This window comes from Candidatus Nitrosotenuis aquarius (genome assembly GCF_002787055.1).
In the GTDB taxonomy this organism is placed as follows: domain Archaea; phylum Thermoproteota; class Nitrososphaeria; order Nitrososphaerales; family Nitrosopumilaceae; genus Nitrosotenuis; species Nitrosotenuis aquarius.
In genome coordinates this window covers 1,041,636-1,059,585 of sequence record NZ_CP024808.1, presented here as the reverse complement: position 1 = coordinate 1,059,585, position 17,950 = coordinate 1,041,636, and the positions used below count along the sequence as shown (strand labels likewise).

Below are 17,950 nucleotides of genomic sequence, written 5' to 3'. Positions count from 1 at the left end.
ATGAAGAACAAAATACTTTTCTGGTTAGATCAAACCCTTATACAATTTGGAATTGCCAAATTTCTATATGACAAACACGAATGTGATTTATTTGCTATAATTGATGTCGCAGACAGAACAAAAACTTTTTTTGAAATTCAAAAATTAGTGCCCTTCAAACAAACTTGGTTCTATCACGATCAGATCAAAAAAATTAATCCTGATGTTTCATATTTAAAAAAGATAGAAGAAAAGTATTCGATTAATTTATGGCAATTTGCGTATAATGAGAGAATTTTCTACAGGTTTAATGATTATTGCAAATTTACTGAAGATGAAGTACTGTCTATACTAGAACAAGAATGTAGATTATATGAAAAAGTCCTAGATGAAATAAAACCAGACTTTGTAATTTTAAATCAACCAGCATTTCATCATAACTATCTGTTTTATAAGATCTGTAAGGCACGTAATGTCAATGTTTTACTTCTCAAGACAACTCGAGTTGGCTACAAGTGTATAATTACAGATGAAGACGAACTGTTGAATTACAAACAAAAATCATTCACTGTGACTAATAGAACTTTTGAAGAGCTACAACAATATCTTGCAAGTTTTAGCATATACAAACAAGCTACCGAGTTTGAAGAAAAGTTTCAGAAATCTAAATCTGGCTTTCTCAAGTCTGTGTTTCAGTTTTTATTTGTATCAAATAACAGTAATGCAAAAACTCACTATACGTATTATGGAAGAACTAAATTCAAAGTTCTAATAAAATCAATAATTTATTCGCTTAAAACAAAATATAGGAAATACTACATAGATAGAAATCTTGTCAAAGATCCTGATCTGAATAAACAGTTTATCTATTTTCCATTACATATTGAACAGGAGCGTTCATTACTCATACTCGCACCATATTATACAAATCAAGTGGAAATGATTGCCAATATTGTACAATCATTACCGATCGGATACAAATTATATGTAAAAGAACATCCGACTATGTTTTCACGTGGATGGAGATCAATTTCGAATTATAAGCAAATAATGAATCTGCCAAATGTAGAATTAATCCATCCTGAATTCAAGCCAAATGATCTTATAACAAATTGTTCTCTTGTTATTACAATATCTGGAACAAATGGCTTTGATGCTGCGTTTTATCAAAAACCGTCAATAATACTGTCAGACACTGCATTTTCCACACTTCCATCTGTTCGGAGAGTACGTTCATTAGAAGATCTACCTAGCGTAATTAAAGAATCACTTAAGATCACTGTGAATGTCTCAGATCTAAATGAATATGTCAGCTACATAGATGAAATATCATTCAACTTTGATCTTGATGGATTTGTACAAATTCATTCTGATTATTTCTACTATGGAGGATCTTTGGTTGATGTAGAAATACCTGAAACAAAAATGAATACTTTTCTAGAGTTAGAAAAACAAAAATTCGAATTTTTGGCATCTGAATTTATTAAAAAAATAAAAAATACAAAATGATACTAAATAACTGCCAGTTCCTCTCTAACTAGAATTTGTTTTAATTCATTTATTGATAATAGACTTACTCTATCAGATGAGTATTGGTCTTTTAGAGTGGATTTTTTAAATTCTGGTAACAATTCATGTTCTTGCGTTTCCTTCTCAAAAATAACATAGTCTTCTTTATTCTCATATGTATTTCGAATTTCATCTTTAATGATCAAAGATTCGTGGTACTTTTCACCGGGTCTAATTGATATGATTTCGGTTTTACTTTTGCTCTTTAGCAGTTCAATAATCGCATCTCTCATATCCTTAACTTTGTATGCCTTTAATTTAGGAACAAAAATTTCTCCTCCTCGTCCTTTTTTAATTGCCCTTAAAATTAGCGCCAAAGCTTCATCCATGGTTATGTTAAATCTTGTCATTTCTGGATCAGTGATAGTGATATTTTTCCCTGATTGTATTTGTCCAACCAATGTGGGTACAAGTGAACCTCTACTACCTAGTACATTGCCGTATCTCACACAAATGAATTTGATTTTATGATTTCCTTTGTAGTAGTTTGCTGAAACAAATAATCTCTCCATCAGCAATTTTGTAGCTCCATAAGTATTCAATGGTGAAACTGCCTTGTCAGTACCTACAGCTAATGCTGTTTGCACATTATTCTCTAGACAAGCATCTATGAGATTCTGCGTTCCTTGTACATTGGTCTTTACTGCCTCGAATGGATTATATTCTGCAACTGGTACATGTTTGAGCGCTGCAGCGTGAATAACTATGTCAACTCCTTCAAGAGCACGTGATAATCTTTCTTTATCTCTAACATCACCAATAAAGAATCGTAATCTTTTGTCGGTAAACTTTGATTTCATTTGTACTTGCTTCCATTCATCCCTACTAAAGATCCGAATCGTATCGACATCTGTTCTAAGTAGTTTTTCTGTCAGAGATGTGCCAAGTGAGCCGGTACCGCCAGTGATCAGTACTTTTTTACCATCAAACAAGATTAATTCAGATTTCAAAATTGTAATAAAAAACCTTGTCTTTTTGTATTGGTTCTAATCATGCTAAGGAATTTTGCCTTGCTCTGCTAATGCTTTCCAATAAGCGTTTTGCCAAACAGAGTTCTCATCCTTGAACCACATCTTACCTCTAAATTGATCTGCAACCCGCCAAAATTCTTCTAATGAAATTTCTATGTAATCACAAAATTGTTTTATGTAGTAATCAGAGCATTTTCCATCATACTGACGAACTAATTTTATGGCCTCCTCCCTAGTAATTATTCCATCACGTAAATCATAACAGACATGATCCATGCACTGACCGAAACCAAATTTAATACATTTTAGCATCTGATTTACTTGTACCAGATCAGAGTCTAACTGAGAAAATGGCACATAGGTACCAATAGAGTCCGGATCAAAATCATCTGGACGCCACATTAGACCATGCTTTTTTGAAAATTCTGCATTTCCACGAAATGACCATTCCTTCAGATAATATTGTAGCCATATTCCACGAATTCCTTTTTCTTGCAATCTTTTTCGGTCGTATTGAAACATGAAAAGATCTTTTTCAGTTATGCCTTCAATCTCCAAGTATTCTTCTAATCCTGATGACATTGTGTTCATTTCATTGGCCTTTAAAGCATCTGAATCTGTTCCAAGCCCTGTAAGGCGAGTACCTAGCGTAAGGCCTCCATTCTCACCCTGAACAATTAATGGAATGTTAAACTGATCAGCTATGATGTACGCTGATGACCACAAAGAGTATTCAGTGATCTTGACAGGATTTAGATATTTGTAAAAATCTCGCTTTACTAGTTTTTTCATAATTTTCGGATTTGGTCTCAATGATAACACATCGAAACCAAGATTTTTCAAATTCTCAATGTTATGTTTTCCTATTTCTGTAATCCCCTCTGGTTCACTGTTTACAAGTAAACATCGCAGTCCTAATCTGTCTCGTGCAGTGAGTGCTTGCTTCGTGCTGTCCTTGCCGCCACTTACTCCAATTACACAATCGTAAGCACTTTTTGTAGTCTTTTTAGCCCAATCTACAATCTCTTGTAATTCTTTTTCTCGTTTTACCCAATCAATTACCTTCTTTTCGTCTTCCCATAAACAAGCTCCACATATTCCGTCCTCCGTGAAATAAATCCCAGGTCTAGTATCTGGTTGGATACATCTCTTACAAATTCGCATAATCATTCAATTTTCTCAATGTCTCATTAATTTTTTTATTACTCATGTAAAAGCTCATCTTTATTTTCTATCACTTTGCGAATTGCGTTAACAATATCTTCCATATCGTCAATTGTAGCCGGCGGTCTGCATATTGGGATCATAATAAGTTCATTTTCGTGCAGTGATTCAGCTACTGGGCATATGCCTTTTTCGTATTTCACTGTTCCACTGTGATGCTTATACGCAAATGCTCTTTTTTCAAGATAGAGAGGATTAAGATAGAGTGGTTTAACATATCCGCCATAAATTGGAATTCCCTCAGCTCTTACTGCTTCACAGAATTTTTCTCTTGTAATGCCTATTTTTTTCACATCATATGAAAAAGAGTATACATAGTAGACATGTTTAACAAAATCATATTTGGTATGTTTAATACCGTCTACAGATTTTAGTTTCTCAGTCAGATAGCTTGTAAGCTTGATACGATGTTCATTATATGAATCAAGTTTTGATAATTGAGCTATGCCTATGGCAGCTTCAAGTTCAGTCATTCTATATCCCCAACCCAAAATCTCAGACCTGTAAGATCTTATCTTCTCTGCAAGGTTTATCATTTCACCATGATTTCTTACCATTTGGGCAGCTTTTGCTATGCCTTCATCATTAGTAACTAACATTCCGCCTTCTCCGGTCATCATGTTCTTGGTTTCTTGAAATGAAAATATTCCACAGTCTCCAATGGTCCCAACTTTTTTCCCTTTGTATTCGGCACCAGGTGCTTGTGCACAATCTTCTATTATTTTTAAATCGTGTTTTGATGCAAATTCTATAATCTCGTCCATATCACAAGGATGACCAAAAAGATGTACTGGGATAACAGCACGTGTTAAGTTAGTTCTTACATTTTCAAGCTTTTTTGGATCAAGACAGTAAATATCATTTTTAATGTCTGAAAAAACTGGAATAGCATTGTGCATCAGAACACAAGTCGCAGTTGATGTAAATGTATATGGAGGAACAATGACTTCTTCACCCGGTCGTACTCCTACCGCAACCACAGCTGCATGAAGCGCGGAAGTTGCAGAATTGAACGCTACTGCAAATTTAGTGCCGATATACTTGGCAAATTTATTCTCGAACTCTCTAATCTTTTTACCACCCAAAAATTGTTCTCCTGGTGAAGCGATAAATGTGGAAAGATTTCCGCTTTCAAGAACTTCCAGCACTGCATTTTTCTCATCTTGTGTTATGATTGGATATTTTGGAAACGGGTTCTCCCTTGTTTTACTTCCACCAAAAACAGCTAATTTTTTCACTATGTGTCACTTGGAATGAATCTTGTAATTAGTGTTTTTCAATGGTATTGCTATTCGTTTACCATTTAATGACGACGATTTAATCAATGCAGTTACTGCTTCAAGTGAAAGATAACCGTCTTCCCCTGTGCATAATGGTTCTTTGTTTGTCTGAATTGACTGCAAAAGAGTTTCCACTCCATTAAAGATTGCACTTGTTCTAGGAGGAAACGTCACTGTCTGTGGTACTAATTCTTTGTAATAAAGCCCAATTTTTGGCAAAGTAGATTTGAATATCTCAATTTTTCCTGTGGTGAGATTCAGTTTTATCCTTTTTTTAGTTGAAATTATATCAAACTCCAATATTCCATAATTACTGTAATCAAAACTCAAAAGACTGCATTTGATTCCATTATCACACATTATCACTCCATCTAAATTTGGGTCGTTTTCGTTATTGGATGGATTTTGACTTTTTATAGCTTGTACCCATTTAATATTACCGAAAAGATATCGTATCAAATCACAAATATGGGAGCCTGTATTTGCAATTCCGGAACCATAATAGATGCTACATTGTTGAATTCTCCCAAATTGTTTTTCAATAACAAGTTTTTTTAATTTGATATAAAAGGGATCAAATCTCCGTTGATGGTTTACCTGTAATTTGACATTATTTTTTTTACAAATATCAATTATTGTTTTAGCATTCTTGAGAGATTCACTAATTGGTTTTTCTAAATAAATTCCTCTTATGTTAAATCTGCATGCGGCCTTTACAATGTCTAGATGAGAATTAGCATGAGTACAAATTGAAACACAATCTAAACTCTCATTTCTAAACATCTCTTTGTAATCAGTGTACAATTTAGTGACGCCATATTTCGGACCGTATTTTTTTAGCTTATCTTCGTCAACATCACAAAAAGCCACTAAGTTAGTTTTTTCATTGCGAAAATACGCACCTGCATGGGTGCTGATTAATGTAGCATTTGGACTATCATCAAAACCGCAACCAATTCTACCAAGCCCAATTACTGCACAACGATATTTCATGATGTTTATTTTTTCTAATTCTATTTAACAATGCTTTGTTTTATTATGCAAATCATTTCTTACGTTTAATATTGACTGATGGTTAGAATCCTTACTTGAGAGTAATAGCAGTAATTCAAGCAAGACTCAGCTCTAAGCGTCTTCCTAGAAAAGTCATGCTGGATATTCTTGGCAAACCTGTTATCTGGCACATATACAATCGACTTACTCATTGCAAGCATCTTTCTGCAGTTGTTATATCAACCGGAGAGTATGATCAGAACAAAGAAATTTGTGATTTTGCAGAAAAAAATCAAATTAAGTATTATTCTGGAAGCGAGATGGATCTTATACAAAGACTCTATCAAACTGTTTTGAAATTCGATGCAGATGCTCTTGTACGAATCACATCTGATTGCCCATTAGTTGATCCAAAACTGGTAGATGAACTTGTGGGAATATATGTAAAAAATAAGGATATCTGTGACTTGGTAACAAACTGTGAAATCCACTCATTCCCACATGGATTGGATATTGAAGTATATTCACATGATGTACTACGACGACTTAATGATGAGATAAAGGAGCCAGATCTTAGAGAATGGTTTCCACTTTATATTACAAAAAATAAACAAAAATTTAAAATTTTAAACATAAAAAATGAACAGGATTTGTCTAGAATCAGACTCACTTTGGATTATCCTGAAGATTATGATCTTATAAAAAAAATCTACCAAAATTTGGCTAATAAACTACCGATCCCTTACATGACCGACATACTTGATCTCTTAAAAAATCAACCTGATCTATTATTAATTAATTCAAAATATGTTGATCATAGAAATGTTGACGCACCAACAGTCTAGACCTTAAGTCATAATCTATTAATTGTGATAAGGAAAGACAAGAATCAAACTTGGAACAATCAAAACAAACCTTGCTGAGAACTGTGGAATGGAAGAATAATTCAGTTGTTATGATAGATCAGACTAAGCTTCCCACTGAACTATTGTACGTAAAATATACTGATTACAATGATGTTGCTTATGCAATTAAGAATTTGATAGTGCGTGGCGCACCTGCAATAGGTGTTTCTGGAGCTTTTGGTTTGGCGTTAGCAGCATTGCAAAGTAATGCAACAACAAAAGAACAATTACTTGCTGATCTAGAAAAGGCAAGAAAAATACTCCATGATACAAGACCTACTGCAGTAAATCTATCTTGGGGACTAGAACAGATAATGAATGTTGCAAACAAAGGTAATACGGTACAAGAAATTAAAGATCTGATAGTCACTACCGCAAAACAAATGGCAGAAGATGATATCAAAATTAACATGACCATGGGAAAAAATGGCTCTGAATTATTTAGTAACAACGATACAATAATGACGCATTGTAACGCAGGTTCTCTAGCCACTGTGGCATATGGAACTGCATTGGGAGTAATTCGTGCCACTAAAGAAAGTGGTAAAAACATCAAAGTTATTGCAACAGAGACAAGGCCGGTACAACAAGGATCACGCTTAACTGCATTTGAGCTAAAACATGACGGGTTTGATGTCAGTTTGATTCCAGACACTGCTGTTGGTTATTCAATGGCAAATAAGCTAGTAAACAAAGTAGTAGTGGGAGCAGACAGAGTACTACGAACAGGACATGTCTACAATAAAATCGGAACATATCAAGTAGCATTGATGGCAAAACAACACGGAATACCATTCTATGTGGCAGCACCATTATCCACCTTTGATATGAAAAGTACTCCAGATGATGTCATAATTGAACAAAGAAAGGGAACCGAAGTAACACAAATTGGTGATAGAAAAACAGCTCCAGATGGTATCCATGTAATAAATCCAGCATTTGATATGACTCCGCCTGAATTAATCTCAGGCATAATAACCGAAGCCGGAGTCGCAAAACCACCATTTGATGAAACTATTCCAAAATTATTTGAAGCTAAGAAATAGAAAGTTTTTATTCATTTTTAGAATTACACACAAAATATGTCGACTGTAAGTGTAGACCAAGTGAGGGAATCTCTTACCAAATGTATGGATCCAGAAGTTCCACTAAATATTGTGGAAATGGGTCTAATCTATGGAATTGATATTACGCCGTCAAACGATGTCAGTATCAAAATGACACTTACAACTCAAGGTTGTCCACTACATCAAACCTTAGTTCAAGATGTAACAAGATATGTCAAAAAAGTACCCGGAGTAAATGATGTCAAAGTTGACATTGTTTGGAATCCTCCATGGACAATGGATAGGATGTCAGAAACTGCCAAGGCAAAACTCAAGGATTTGTCGTCTTCAAGTACGCCCGCACCAATTGATTACGAAACTGCCATGCCGCAAGGTGTTGGATCTGTGATACAACAAGAAGATGGAGGAATGGTTTTGGCAAATGAACATAATCAGGGGTTTATGGTAAATCAAGCAATTATTGACTTTTGGAGATCATGTAATGGGCAACGAAAAATAACAGAACTTGTAGAAATATTTGCTCAAAAAACCGGCCTACGACGTTCTCAAGTGGAAAAAGAAGTCATCCAATTAATTGGCCAACTTCGTGACGGAGGACTGATTATAATACCACAAGCAGAAACACCAAACGTCCAATTCAAAAAATAATCACACTTCTTTAATTTCCAAAATGGTCGCGTGAATAGAATCCATCCTTACGACTGTATGCTTGTCTGCAAAGCCTAACGCAACATACCAGTCACCTACATCAGCGTCATATTGTGTTTCTAGTATTTTGATATTATTTTGATCAACATTGTATTGTTTTATGACTCCGGAAATCGCCAGAGCCACAGCTTGTTTTTCTGTTTCCAGTCTTCTTTTCATAAGGCCGATTCCTGGCATGATCAACAAAAGGAGCTCCTTCTATAATAAACTGATTACCTGTACTAATGTACACCTAATGTGATTGAACATAAATCAAAAATGTTCACAGTATTATTATAGACTGGAAGATTTCTTGAAGATTCGGGTTTTGTATATTGGTCTCCAATGTGGTAAACTATCTATGTATTGAATTTGTTTCATACCTAGATTTTCAAAGATTTTCTTGTAATCTCTTGGAAAGTTTTTTGTAGCATTACCGGTTTCATCCTCAAAAATAATAATGAATTTTTTTGCAATTCTTACCATCTCGGAAAATATCCATTCACTCTCCGAGTGAATATGCATTAAAACCGCAACTGTAAAAACTAGATCAAATTCGTTATCTGCAAATTCGCAAATTTTTTCTTCAACAGTGGTATTGTATATTTTGACTTTTTTAGCAAGTTCTGGATAATATGTTCTCATTGCCTCGACTGCATTTGAATTGATTTCAATTCCGGACAAATCCATATATCCATTTTTCAGCATCGCATTAAGATTACGTCCTACGTTAGAACCGATCTCTAAAACCCTTGCATCATTGTTATCTGGAAGATACTTCTTCACTACAGACACAAAAATTTCACTTCCTTCAACATTATTGAGGTAATCTGTGAATGCGTTCTTGTCTCCAATGTTCTGATTTTTCCAATAATCCTGAACTTCTTCAAGTGAATGTTTGGGAACTAAACGTCTCAAAATTTTGTTATTCATTAAATTGCGTTGGATTTTTATAGGATCAAACATCAATGGTCACTAAATAAATAAAAACAACTGTTATGTAAAACTTTTTTTAAAATATCTGTATTTATGATTAGATGGAATCTATATCTTTCATCTTATTATTTGTAATATTAGAAATATCTTACAAAAATGAATAATACATATTCTTATCTTATAATTTGTCCAAATTCTTTCAGAAAATTTAGGATCTATCGTTTAATTTTTTTACGACTAATTCCTATTTTCTCATAAATGGTTGCTTTTGATTTGAAACCAAGACTAGTTATTAGTTTCACGGATGCAATGTTCTTATTATTTACTGTAGCATAGTATCGTTCTCTTGGGTGTTTTTTCATTAATTGTATAACCGCCCAAGTCCCAAGTCCCATCCCTTGAAATTCAGGAATCACATAATATCCGATTTCATTATTTGCCAAAATATGTACAAATCCTATGGGCATGTCTCCTTTTTTGATAATGTATTTTGTGGTCTTTGTCTTTGAAAACTTTGCAAAACTCGGCATTTTGAGCGTAATGACTGAATGATCTGCGTGATGCTCTAACCACTCTTTTACAACTTGATAAATAAATCGTGTATCTTTTTTTTGAGCTCTTGCCAGTCTTAATTCTTTATTCAAATTGCTACCCATGATTGGCATTAGATGTTCTGTTTTTTATAAAATCTATTGCAGTTACAGGGTTTGGATCAATGCCAGAAATTACAGAAAGATAAATACTAGAATAATCTAACAAATAGATCAAGCTTACTATCTTTGCCAATATTCCACCCTCAATTGAACAAATTTCCTTATACTCAATCGCTTTATGATCAAAATACTCTTTAATTATGTTCCATCTTTCCTTTGTTTTTATGTAATCGTCGTGTCCTCTAATCAAAATTGGTTTTATTCTTGATTCTTTTTCCCATGCTACAATTCCATTATGTGAAGCTTCTATGATGTCTTCTATCATTGCATGCATTTTCGCATTTTCCTGTAGCGAGTTCTTGAATCTAACTGCAGCTGCTTGTAGCCCCCATGGATAATAAATTATTGGTATATCTTTAATCCAATTTGCTAAATCCAATGCCGGATTATCTTTAGAAAGATTATCGGATGATATTTTTTTCTTATGTTTTTTTAATTCATTAATTGATTCTAATACATCTTGTTTTTTTATTGGTATTATTGGTTCTAAAACTCTGATCATTGAGAACAAATAGGATGTAAATGATGAACGTGGATTCAGATACATTGGAATATTTCTATGTTCTATTTTGTATCGCGAACAATAATCTTGCATTTTTCCACCACTTGAAAATGCAATTATTTTGCATTTGGATCGCCTAGATGAATCCAAAACCGTCAAAGTTTCAGTAGTATTTCCAGACACGCTAGTTGTTACGACTAAGGTATCGGAATTTATGGTGCTTGGAAGATGATATCCTTTTACGATGCTTACGTGAACGTCGGTTTTTGATAGAATTGCTGCAAATATATCATGCAGTGCGCCTGATCCTCCCATTCCAGCAAAGACCAAATGTTTTATGTTATCAAAATTGACCTGTCCGAGTTCTGTGCGGTAGTTTTTCTCCGCTATATCTGGCCATTTATCATAGATCTCATGCATTTTGTGAGAATCAAATCTATCCAAATCTGATAAACTGAGTGACAATGTCCTTCAATGGATTCTATGGAGATATAACGATTAATGAATTTATTTTAAAACATGTATTGTCAGAATTAACTCCGCAAGAACTGCTGAATCGAAAACTGAGTTTTTTATTGTCATGATCTTCTGATAACTCTTAATAATTCAAGGGCTCGGAGGGCTTCGATCCCTCGACCTGGCGGTCCGAAGCCGCCCGCACTATCCAGACTGTGCTACGAGTCCAAAAGCACTTTAACGGGGCTAAATATCTGTCTAGCTGCCCTTGAAAATATCAAAAAAAGTAGCAGGAGTAGAATATGCAATTCGTGATATTGTAATTGCCGCACGTCAAGTCGAAAAACAGGGAAAAAAAATAACATACCTGAATATTGGTGATCCAATCCAATATGGGTTTCAGCCTCCAACAAATGTCAAAGAGGCAATGATAAGATCAATCAATGAAGGCCACAACTATTATGCACAATCCGAAGGACTGCCAGAACTACGAGAGGAAATTGCACTAAAGGAAAAAGCAAAAGGCCTGTCTGTATCTGCGGACGATATTTTGGTTACAAACGGAGTATCGGAAGCACTAGACATGGTAATGTCTTCAATTGTGGAAGAAGGCGACGAAGTACTCTTACCAGGACCATATTATCCTCCATATGCATCCTATGTCAGACTGCATGGAGGCAAGCCAGTAGAATTTGCAGTGGATTTGAAGAATTCAACACCAGACATTGACGATATCAAATCAAAGATAACGCCAAAAACAGTCGCAATTTGTTTAATTTCGCCAAACAATCCAACAGGCGCTGTATTTTCAGAAAAATCGCTAAAACAGCTAGTGGACATTGCAAACGAACATGACTTGTACATAATATGTGATGAGATCTATGACCAAATTGTATTTGATGAAAAATTCACAGGAATTGGCAAGGTTTCTGGAGATTCTCCAATCATACTGCTAAACGGATTTTCCAAGGTTCATCTAATGTCGGGCTGGAGAATTGGTTATATTGCATTTAACCATTCACCAAAACTTGCTCCAATTCGAGAAAATCTGCCCAAGCTTGCACGTGTAAGAATTTCAACCAATTTACCAGTCCAGTATGCAGCACTGGAATCACTGCGCGGACCGCAAGGATATGTCTCTGAATTTGTATCAGAGCTCAAAAAACGACGTGACTTTGTAGTAAAGCGATTAAACTCAATTCCTGGACTGTCGTGCTCTAATCCAAAAGGAGCATTTTATGCATTCCCGAAAATTGAAAAAAACCCATACAAATCTGATCAAGAGTTTGTAATGGAATTATTGAGAAAAACTGGCGTGCTAACAGTTCATGGCTCTGGATTTGGAACTAAATATGGCAGCGGACATTTTCGAATCGTATTTTTGCCAGATATCAATACACTTGACTTTGCGCTAAACGAAATAGAAAAGTTCTGTCAGTAATGCCAACTAGTTGTTTTTAGCGGCGTGATTTCTATTACACAATCAGTCTGGTCTAATAGTTGCTTTGCAGATTTTTCCTGTAATGTTTTGAAATAACGAAGCAGGACTTGCCCTGCGATTTTTTTTACCTTGTTTTCTTCTCTGAGAAGTTTCGCCTTGCCTGTTATCATCATTCCATCAATTGGATGCCAAACGCCAATATCTATGCAAAAGCAGACTTTGTTGTTCTTTGAGATATTTTTTGCCTTGGCAGTCCTTGTGTTTGTGCCGATGTAGAATTTTTTTCCAATTTTTTTATACCAAACAGGAACCAGATGCGGGCTTCCCCTGGAATCAATCGTCGCAAGATGCATGACCTTTTGTTTTTTTAGCAGAGTCTCTTTACGCATATTTTTTCCTAAATCCCCACAGAATCAAAAATCCACCAAATGCAAACATGCCTAGTGAGACCTTTTCGTTTGTTATTTCACCATTGAACATAAAATCAACTACAAATTCCGGACTCCAGATTATCAAATTCTGCACCAATACAATTGCACCAACCACTACAAACAACACCCCCATTGCGGAATACCAGTTTCTGCCCCTGCGCGGATAATGTTGACTCATTTAGAGGATTTTGATTCCAGGGTTTTTCATTTTGTTTTTGATCATGGCATTAAGTAGCAGTGGAGTTGCAATCTCTGCCTGATATGCCAGTGCGCCAGAGCCCAGAAATATTGGTCGCAGGCCGCTAATCTCTCCAATTAGGCCATTTACCACATCAATAGATTCCTTGTCGTCACCGCAAACAAAAATGTCATAGTCCAGTGTAAAGTTTGGGTCGACAAGTTTTTTTTCCGATATGACATGAAATGCTGATACAAGCTTGTTTTTGTTTTTCATGTGTTTTTGCACCATTTGGTGTGAGAATGGCTTGTTTTCCTTTAGCGGTATGAACTCAAAACCAATGTCGGTCTTTGTCATTGGAACTATAGGTGATATGACAGTACAGCTGTCCTTGATGTTTCCAAGCAGGCCAGAACACACAGAATCAATGTTCTCATATGGTATTGATAAAATCAAAACATCGCTTTGAGCTGCAACTGAATTGTTGTCTGTACCGGAAATTGTCCCGTTGATGTTTCCAAATGCTTGCTTTGCTGTTTGCAAATATTCTTTTGCGGCATCAGATGCCCTTTGCGCATCTCGCGAGCCAATTAGAATATCGTGCTTTTTGCACCAGCGCAGTGCAAAGCCTTTTCCCATGCCGCCAGTTCCGCCAATAATTCCTATTTTCAACTAAACCACGGCAGGCAATGTTATTATTATCTTTATGGAGAAATTTGAAAATCCATGGGATTGATAATATTTTTGCGTCATGGACAAGCGCAGAACAACACCTCTCGAGTTTTGGCAGGGCGTGCGCCTGGAGTTGCACTCACACCAAAAGGAGTCACACAAGCCAATGATATTGGCAGATTCCTAAAATCACTTGACATTTCTCATATCTATGCAAGCCCAATAGAGCGGGCGCACAAGACTGCCCAAATTGTAGGCGATCATGTTGGACTGCCAACAACAGTGGATGAACGTCTCTATGAGCTGGAGATGGGCAGGTTTTCTGGCATGGCATACGATGATTTGTTTGCAAAACACGGAAATGTATTTTTGAAATTTTATCAGGGCGATCCAACAATTGAGGAAAACGGGGTGGAAACATTTGCACAGGTCAAAAACAGGGTTCTGAGCATTGTGGATCACGTCAGAAGGGAACACTCTGGAAAAAATGTTCTACTTGTGACACACATGGATCCGATAAAAGCAATGATCTCAAATGTTTTGAACTTGAATGCCCAATCACTATTTGAGCTAATAATTGCAAACGCATCGTTGACAATACTTAGAGAGGAACAGGGCAAGTTTTCTTTGTCTGCAATTAATGCAATGAATCCTGATCGATACAACCAAGGACCTTTCTAATAATCTACAAAAGCCTTAAATAGAATTTGCAGACCACGAGCTGTAATCGGTCATGGCAAGAGCAATTGTATTAATGTCAGTTTTGACTGTTTTACTAGTTTTACCTGTGATACAGCTTGTGTTTGCCGAGCCAACAGAGGCAGGCCAATACATCAACCGCAAGGCAGAGATCTGGAATTTATTTTTCAAAATGATGACAATAGCGTTTACAGTTGGCGCAGTAGTATCTGGCACACTTATCTGGGTTGTATGGAGATTCAGAGAGTCTCACCCCAAAGCCAAGCCAACTAAATATGAAGAAAAGGGTGAGTGGTAAATGAGCGGACACTCTAACTGGCCTGAATGGATTTACATTGGCGTTGTTATAGTGTTATTGGCATATGTGGGCGCAGAGGCATGGAATGTCGAAAGAATCGTAGAGCACACTCCTGCCGAAGCCGAGGTAATCAAGGTTGTAGGGCAGCAGTGGTTTTGGACCTTTGAGCACGCAGATGGAACCAAAGAAGTAGGCGAGCTGCACGTCAAGAAAGGAAAACCGTACAAATTTGAAATAACGGCCAAGGACGTCAACCACGCATTTAACATTCATGATTATGTCGTGTTACAGGATGCCATTGTAGGACGTGTCAACACAGTTTGGTTTGCCCCCGACAAGGCAGGCGAATACATGATTCAATGCAGGGAATACTGCGGGCTATTACACTATAACATGAGGGCAACCCTCTATGTGGAGGAATAAAATTGCACAGTAACTTAATAAAACAAAATCAGGTGGAAAACTAAATGGTACTAGAGCTATCCAAGCCGCGCCCAATTTGGCAGATAATGTTTTCGACTCACCACACCGATGTCGGATTATTATACACAATCACGTCGCTGACATTCTTCTTCCTAGGTGGCGCACTGGCGCTAGGAATCAGGGCAGAACTATTCCTTCCTGGAAGTCAGATAATTGCAGATTCGATGACATTTAACCGAATGTTTACAGTCCATGGAACAACTCTGATCTTCTTATTCCTCTTGCCATTTGCATCTGCAGTTGGAAACTATTTCGTTCCTATAATGGTTAGATACAAAGACATGGCATACCCAAAGCTAAATGCAGTCGCATTCTGGATGATTCCGCCGGCAGGCGCACTAATCTGGCTTGGCTTTGCAGACTTTACTTGGTATGCAACACCTCCATACTCTGCAATTCGTTCTCCGGGTCCTGCAGCAGACATGTGGATTTTTGCCCAGAAAATCCTTGGCGTGTCATCGATTCTAGGCGCAATTAATTTCATAGTTACAATACTAAAATGCAAGCATCCTGACTTGCCCCTGAGCAAAGTACCGTTGCTTGCCTGGTCATTTTTGAGCTCATCGTTGATCATCATAGTTGCAGTCCCAACATTTGCAGCTGCCCTTGTAATGTTGCTAACAGACAGACTGGGCGTTTCTGGATTCTTTGATCCTGCCAAGGGCGGAGACCCAATTGCGTACCAGCACTTGTTCTGGTTTACGTTCCACCCTGAGGTGTATGTGCTGGTAATTCCTGCAATCGGAATGATGTATGAAATAATACCTAGATTCTCAAGGAGGCCTATTTTCAGCCAGAGCTCTGGAATCTTTGCATTTGTAATGTTGTCAATAGTCGGGTTCTCATCGTGGGCTCACCACATGTATGCAACTGGCATGTCGTTTACAGAAAAGACCGTATTTATGATAGGAACATTGGCAGCAGTCCCGGCATCTGCAATGCACGTCTTTAACTTTATTGCAACAATGTGGGGTGCAAGAATTCGATTTGCCACGCCAATGATGTGGGCAGTCGGAGGAATCGCATTGTTCTTCTCTGCAGGAGCAGGCGGTGTGGCAAATGCCGCAATGCCATTTGACTTTATCACGCATGACTCGTACTGGGTGGTAGGACACTTCCACCTATTTGTGATGGGAACAATAGCGTTTGGCTCTATTGGGTTCCTATACTACATGTTCCCGTTCATTACTGGAAGAATGTACAATGAGACAATGGGCAAGATTCACTTTATCATGTCAATGGCAGGAACAGTAATGGTCTTCTTTACACAACACGTGCTTGGACTGTACGGCATGCCAAGAAGAGTCTTTGATTACATACCGCAACCGGAAATAATAGTAATGAACCAAATAGCATCTGTTGGCGCAATGATAATTGGCGTCAGCATGGGACTATGGATATTTAACATGATTTACAGCTCTGCCAGAGGCAAGGAAGCAAACATGGACGATCCGTGGAACCTTGGAGGCAAATACTACTTCCCGCACCAGGCAAAGACCCCACACCACTAGGAGATACAAATGTCGCACGAAACACCAATCTATAGGACAACTCCTGCAAGAACCGCAAAAATGATGGCAATCATGTGCGGTGTCTGCATCGCAGGTGGCGCTTTATTCTTTGCATTTTGGGATTATTGGATATCAATGCCGCCAGGAGTACAGGCAATGACAGGAGATCATGCCCCAGGTCCGGCAGTTGCTTCCGGCAAGACAATCCCAGTTACACTGAATTTCGTAGAATCATCTGACTTTAAGCAATTGGCATTCAATGCACTTCCAAACGAAGAAGGACACAATCCAACCATTCAGGCAAACGTTGGCGACAAGGTCGAATTCACCATAGTAAACAAGGGCGTATCATTCCATGCATTTGGCGTCACTCCGGCAAAGGAAGGATTTAGCGACATACTTGCAGGAACTGAGGTTGCAAGCATGAACAACCCATTAAAACCAGGAGAAAGTGGAACCTCATCATTCATACCGACAAGCGAGGGTACATTCTACTACATTTGTACAGTTCCAGGACACAGAGAAATGGGAATGGTAGGTGAAATTGTGGTAGGGCCAAAAGGCGAAGCCCCAAAGGCAGCAGCTCCTACGGGCATTAGTCACACGTTTGACCTCAATTTCGTAGAGTCTGCTGATTTCAAGACCTTAGCGTTTAACGCACTGCCTGGCGAGGAAGGCCACAATCCGGAAATAAAGGTCAAGTCTGGCGACACTGTTACCATAAAATCAGCAAACAACGGCATATCATTCCACTCATTTGGTGTTGTCTCAAATCCTGATGATGTGAACAGCATTGTCTTCAACTCTGCAATCGGCTCTATGAACAATCCAATCAAGCCCAAAGAGGCAAAAGAAGTAACATTTACTGCGGGAGCCCCAGGATCATATAGCTACATTTGTACCGTTCCAGGACATGCGGCACTTGGAATGCAAGGCAACTTTATAGTAGAATAAT

Annotated in this window: 21 protein-coding genes and 1 tRNA gene; 10 read left to right on the top strand and 12 right to left on the bottom strand. The window is 37.3% G+C overall.

The genetic code is table 11. The features are described from left to right. A complete protein-coding gene (locus tag NAQ_RS06300) occupies positions 1 to 1,488 on the top strand; it encodes a capsular polysaccharide export protein, LipB/KpsS family (protein WP_100182732.1) in 1,488 nt (495 codons plus the stop codon). Between the two features lie 2 nt (positions 1,489 to 1,490). On the opposite strand, the gene NAQ_RS06295 is transcribed toward NAQ_RS06300, so the two are convergent. The 4 genes from NAQ_RS06295 to NAQ_RS06280 all read right to left on the bottom strand — a co-directional run bounded on the left by NAQ_RS06295 (position 1,491) and on the right by NAQ_RS06280 (position 6,016). Beyond that, entirely contained in the window at positions 1,491 to 2,480 is a 990-nt protein-coding gene (locus tag NAQ_RS06295) for an SDR family NAD(P)-dependent oxidoreductase (RefSeq protein WP_100183493.1), read from the bottom strand. A 63-nt stretch (positions 2,481 to 2,543) separates the two neighbouring features. Continuing rightward, positions 2,544 to 3,689, bottom strand: coding sequence for an N-acetyl sugar amidotransferase (locus tag NAQ_RS06290; RefSeq protein WP_245871555.1), 1,146 nt, complete (start codon positions 3,687 to 3,689; stop codon positions 2,544 to 2,546). 32 nt (positions 3,690 to 3,721) lie between these two features. Continuing rightward, positions 3,722 to 4,981 (bottom strand): DegT/DnrJ/EryC1/StrS family aminotransferase, encoded by a 1,260-nt coding sequence (locus tag NAQ_RS06285; protein ID WP_162858675.1) that lies wholly within the window; start codon positions 4,979 to 4,981, stop codon positions 3,722 to 3,724. A 6-nt stretch (positions 4,982 to 4,987) separates the two neighbouring features. Next, positions 4,988 to 6,016, bottom strand: coding sequence for a Gfo/Idh/MocA family protein (locus NAQ_RS06280; RefSeq protein WP_100182730.1), 1,029 nt, complete (start codon positions 6,014 to 6,016; stop codon positions 4,988 to 4,990). A 95-nt stretch (positions 6,017 to 6,111) separates the two neighbouring features. On the opposite strand from NAQ_RS06280, the gene NAQ_RS06275 reads away from it, so the two are divergent. From NAQ_RS06275 to NAQ_RS06265, 3 genes are all read left to right on the top strand, one after another. Next, positions 6,112 to 6,861, top strand: a complete 750-nt coding sequence (locus tag NAQ_RS06275; RefSeq protein ID WP_100182729.1) for a cytidylyltransferase domain-containing protein — start codon at positions 6,112 to 6,114, stop codon at positions 6,859 to 6,861. A 110-nt stretch (positions 6,862 to 6,971) separates the two neighbouring features. Then, the gene (mtnA, locus tag NAQ_RS06270) at positions 6,972 to 7,967 is read left to right on the top strand and encodes an S-methyl-5-thioribose-1-phosphate isomerase (RefSeq protein WP_100182728.1); all 996 of its coding nucleotides are present in this window, start codon (positions 6,972 to 6,974) and stop codon (positions 7,965 to 7,967) included. A gap of 36 nt (positions 7,968 to 8,003) precedes the next feature. Next, complete coding sequence (locus NAQ_RS06265; protein ID WP_100182727.1) at positions 8,004 to 8,636, top strand: PqqD family peptide modification chaperone; 633 nt, start codon at positions 8,004 to 8,006, stop codon at positions 8,634 to 8,636. Here the strand turns inward: NAQ_RS06265 and NAQ_RS06260 are convergent, their stop codons facing one another. From NAQ_RS06260 to NAQ_RS06240, 5 genes are all read right to left on the bottom strand, one after another. Further along, positions 8,637 to 8,873 (bottom strand): hypothetical protein, encoded by a 237-nt coding sequence (locus tag NAQ_RS06260; RefSeq protein ID WP_245871554.1) that lies wholly within the window; start codon positions 8,871 to 8,873, stop codon positions 8,637 to 8,639. A gap of 96 nt (positions 8,874 to 8,969) precedes the next feature. Continuing rightward, positions 8,970 to 9,641, bottom strand: coding sequence for a class I SAM-dependent methyltransferase (locus tag NAQ_RS06255; RefSeq protein ID WP_100182726.1), 672 nt, complete (start codon positions 9,639 to 9,641; stop codon positions 8,970 to 8,972). A 185-nt stretch (positions 9,642 to 9,826) separates the two neighbouring features. Continuing rightward, positions 9,827 to 10,276: a GNAT family N-acetyltransferase gene (locus NAQ_RS06250; RefSeq protein ID WP_100182725.1), complete on the bottom strand. Its 450-nt coding sequence runs from the start codon at positions 10,274 to 10,276 to the stop codon at positions 9,827 to 9,829. Beyond that, positions 10,260 to 11,291, bottom strand: coding sequence for an SIS domain-containing protein (locus tag NAQ_RS06245; RefSeq protein WP_320410610.1), 1,032 nt, complete (start codon positions 11,289 to 11,291; stop codon positions 10,260 to 10,262). Before NAQ_RS06245 ends, NAQ_RS06250 begins: the two co-directional genes overlap by 17 nt. 144 nt (positions 11,292 to 11,435) lie before the next feature. Then, a tRNA-Arg gene (locus NAQ_RS06240) sits at positions 11,436 to 11,510 on the bottom strand. Between the two features lie 40 nt (positions 11,511 to 11,550). On the opposite strand from NAQ_RS06240, the gene NAQ_RS06235 reads away from it, so the two are divergent. Continuing rightward, the gene (locus tag NAQ_RS06235) at positions 11,551 to 12,723 is read left to right on the top strand and encodes an aminotransferase class I/II-fold pyridoxal phosphate-dependent enzyme (protein WP_100182724.1); all 1,173 of its coding nucleotides are present in this window, start codon (positions 11,551 to 11,553) and stop codon (positions 12,721 to 12,723) included. Here the strand turns inward: NAQ_RS06235 and NAQ_RS06230 are convergent. From NAQ_RS06230 to npdG, 3 genes are read right to left on the bottom strand one after another with little or no spacing between them, the layout of a single operon-like run. Next, the gene (locus tag NAQ_RS06230; protein ID WP_100182723.1) at positions 12,717 to 13,112 is read right to left on the bottom strand and encodes a pyridoxamine 5'-phosphate oxidase family protein; all 396 of its coding nucleotides are present in this window, start codon (positions 13,110 to 13,112) and stop codon (positions 12,717 to 12,719) included. The two genes, NAQ_RS06235 and NAQ_RS06230, sit on opposite strands and share 7 nt — an antisense overlap. Next, positions 13,105 to 13,332: a hypothetical protein gene (locus tag NAQ_RS06225; RefSeq protein WP_100182722.1), complete on the bottom strand. Its 228-nt coding sequence runs from the start codon at positions 13,330 to 13,332 to the stop codon at positions 13,105 to 13,107. Before NAQ_RS06225 ends, NAQ_RS06230 begins: the two co-directional genes overlap by 8 nt. Continuing rightward, complete coding sequence (gene npdG / locus NAQ_RS06220; protein ID WP_100182721.1) at positions 13,333 to 14,004, bottom strand: NADPH-dependent F420 reductase; 672 nt, start codon at positions 14,002 to 14,004, stop codon at positions 13,333 to 13,335. A gap of 54 nt (positions 14,005 to 14,058) precedes the next feature. Between npdG and NAQ_RS06215 the strand changes: the two genes are divergently transcribed. The 5 genes from NAQ_RS06215 to NAQ_RS06195 are packed head-to-tail and all read left to right on the top strand — an operon-like array spanning position 14,059 to position 17,949. Further along, positions 14,059 to 14,685 carry a histidine phosphatase family protein gene (locus NAQ_RS06215; protein WP_100182720.1) on the top strand — a complete coding sequence of 209 codons (627 nt, stop codon included), beginning with the start codon at positions 14,059 to 14,061 and terminating at the stop codon, positions 14,683 to 14,685. Between the two features lie 52 nt (positions 14,686 to 14,737). Further along, the gene (locus NAQ_RS06210; RefSeq protein ID WP_100182719.1) at positions 14,738 to 15,001 is read left to right on the top strand and encodes a cytochrome c oxidase subunit II; all 264 of its coding nucleotides are present in this window, start codon (positions 14,738 to 14,740) and stop codon (positions 14,999 to 15,001) included. Then, positions 15,002 to 15,424, top strand: coding sequence for a cupredoxin domain-containing protein (locus NAQ_RS06205; RefSeq protein ID WP_100182718.1), 423 nt, complete (start codon positions 15,002 to 15,004; stop codon positions 15,422 to 15,424). It abuts the gene before it with no gap. A 44-nt stretch (positions 15,425 to 15,468) separates the two neighbouring features. Further along, positions 15,469 to 16,995: a cytochrome c oxidase subunit I gene (locus NAQ_RS06200; RefSeq protein WP_100182717.1), complete on the top strand. Its 1,527-nt coding sequence runs from the start codon at positions 15,469 to 15,471 to the stop codon at positions 16,993 to 16,995. Positions 16,996 to 17,004: 9 nt separating this feature from the next. Next, the gene (locus NAQ_RS06195; RefSeq protein ID WP_100182716.1) at positions 17,005 to 17,949 is read left to right on the top strand and encodes a plastocyanin/azurin family copper-binding protein; all 945 of its coding nucleotides are present in this window, start codon (positions 17,005 to 17,007) and stop codon (positions 17,947 to 17,949) included. Position 17,950 lies beyond the last annotated feature (1 nt).

What these genes read in the sequence shown, in the direction of transcription:
- NAQ_RS06195 (WP_100182716.1), top strand. Translation starts at nt 17,005, where the DNA reads ATGTCGCACGAAACACCAATCTATAGGACAACTCCTGCAAGAACCGCA.
- NAQ_RS06280 (WP_100182730.1), bottom strand. Translation starts at nt 6,016, where the DNA reads ATGAAATATCGTTGTGCAGTAATTGGGCTTGGTAGAATTGGTTGCGGT.
- NAQ_RS06200 (WP_100182717.1), top strand. Translation starts at nt 15,469, where the DNA reads ATGGTACTAGAGCTATCCAAGCCGCGCCCAATTTGGCAGATAATGTTT.
- NAQ_RS06225 (WP_100182722.1), bottom strand. Translation starts at nt 13,332, where the DNA reads ATGAGTCAACATTATCCGCGCAGGGGCAGAAACTGGTATTCCGCAATG.
- NAQ_RS06260 (WP_245871554.1), bottom strand. Translation starts at nt 8,873, where the DNA reads ATGCCAGGAATCGGCCTTATGAAAAGAAGACTGGAAACAGAAAAACAA.
- NAQ_RS06215 (WP_100182720.1), top strand. Translation starts at nt 14,059, where the DNA reads ATGGGATTGATAATATTTTTGCGTCATGGACAAGCGCAGAACAACACC.
- NAQ_RS06230 (WP_100182723.1), bottom strand. Translation starts at nt 13,112, where the DNA reads ATGCGTAAAGAGACTCTGCTAAAAAAACAAAAGGTCATGCATCTTGCG.
- NAQ_RS06300 (WP_100182732.1), top strand. Translation starts at nt 1, where the DNA reads ATGAAGAACAAAATACTTTTCTGGTTAGATCAAACCCTTATACAATTT.
- mtnA (WP_100182728.1), top strand. Translation starts at nt 6,972, where the DNA reads ATGATAGATCAGACTAAGCTTCCCACTGAACTATTGTACGTAAAATAT.
- NAQ_RS06255 (WP_100182726.1), bottom strand. Translation starts at nt 9,641, where the DNA reads ATGTTTGATCCTATAAAAATCCAACGCAATTTAATGAATAACAAAATT.
- NAQ_RS06205 (WP_100182718.1), top strand. Translation starts at nt 15,002, where the DNA reads ATGAGCGGACACTCTAACTGGCCTGAATGGATTTACATTGGCGTTGTT.
- NAQ_RS06265 (WP_100182727.1), top strand. Translation starts at nt 8,004, where the DNA reads ATGTCGACTGTAAGTGTAGACCAAGTGAGGGAATCTCTTACCAAATGT.
- NAQ_RS06210 (WP_100182719.1), top strand. Translation starts at nt 14,738, where the DNA reads ATGGCAAGAGCAATTGTATTAATGTCAGTTTTGACTGTTTTACTAGTT.
- NAQ_RS06250 (WP_100182725.1), bottom strand. Translation starts at nt 10,276, where the DNA reads ATGCCAATCATGGGTAGCAATTTGAATAAAGAATTAAGACTGGCAAGA.
- NAQ_RS06290 (WP_245871555.1), bottom strand. Translation starts at nt 3,689, where the DNA reads ATGATTATGCGAATTTGTAAGAGATGTATCCAACCAGATACTAGACCT.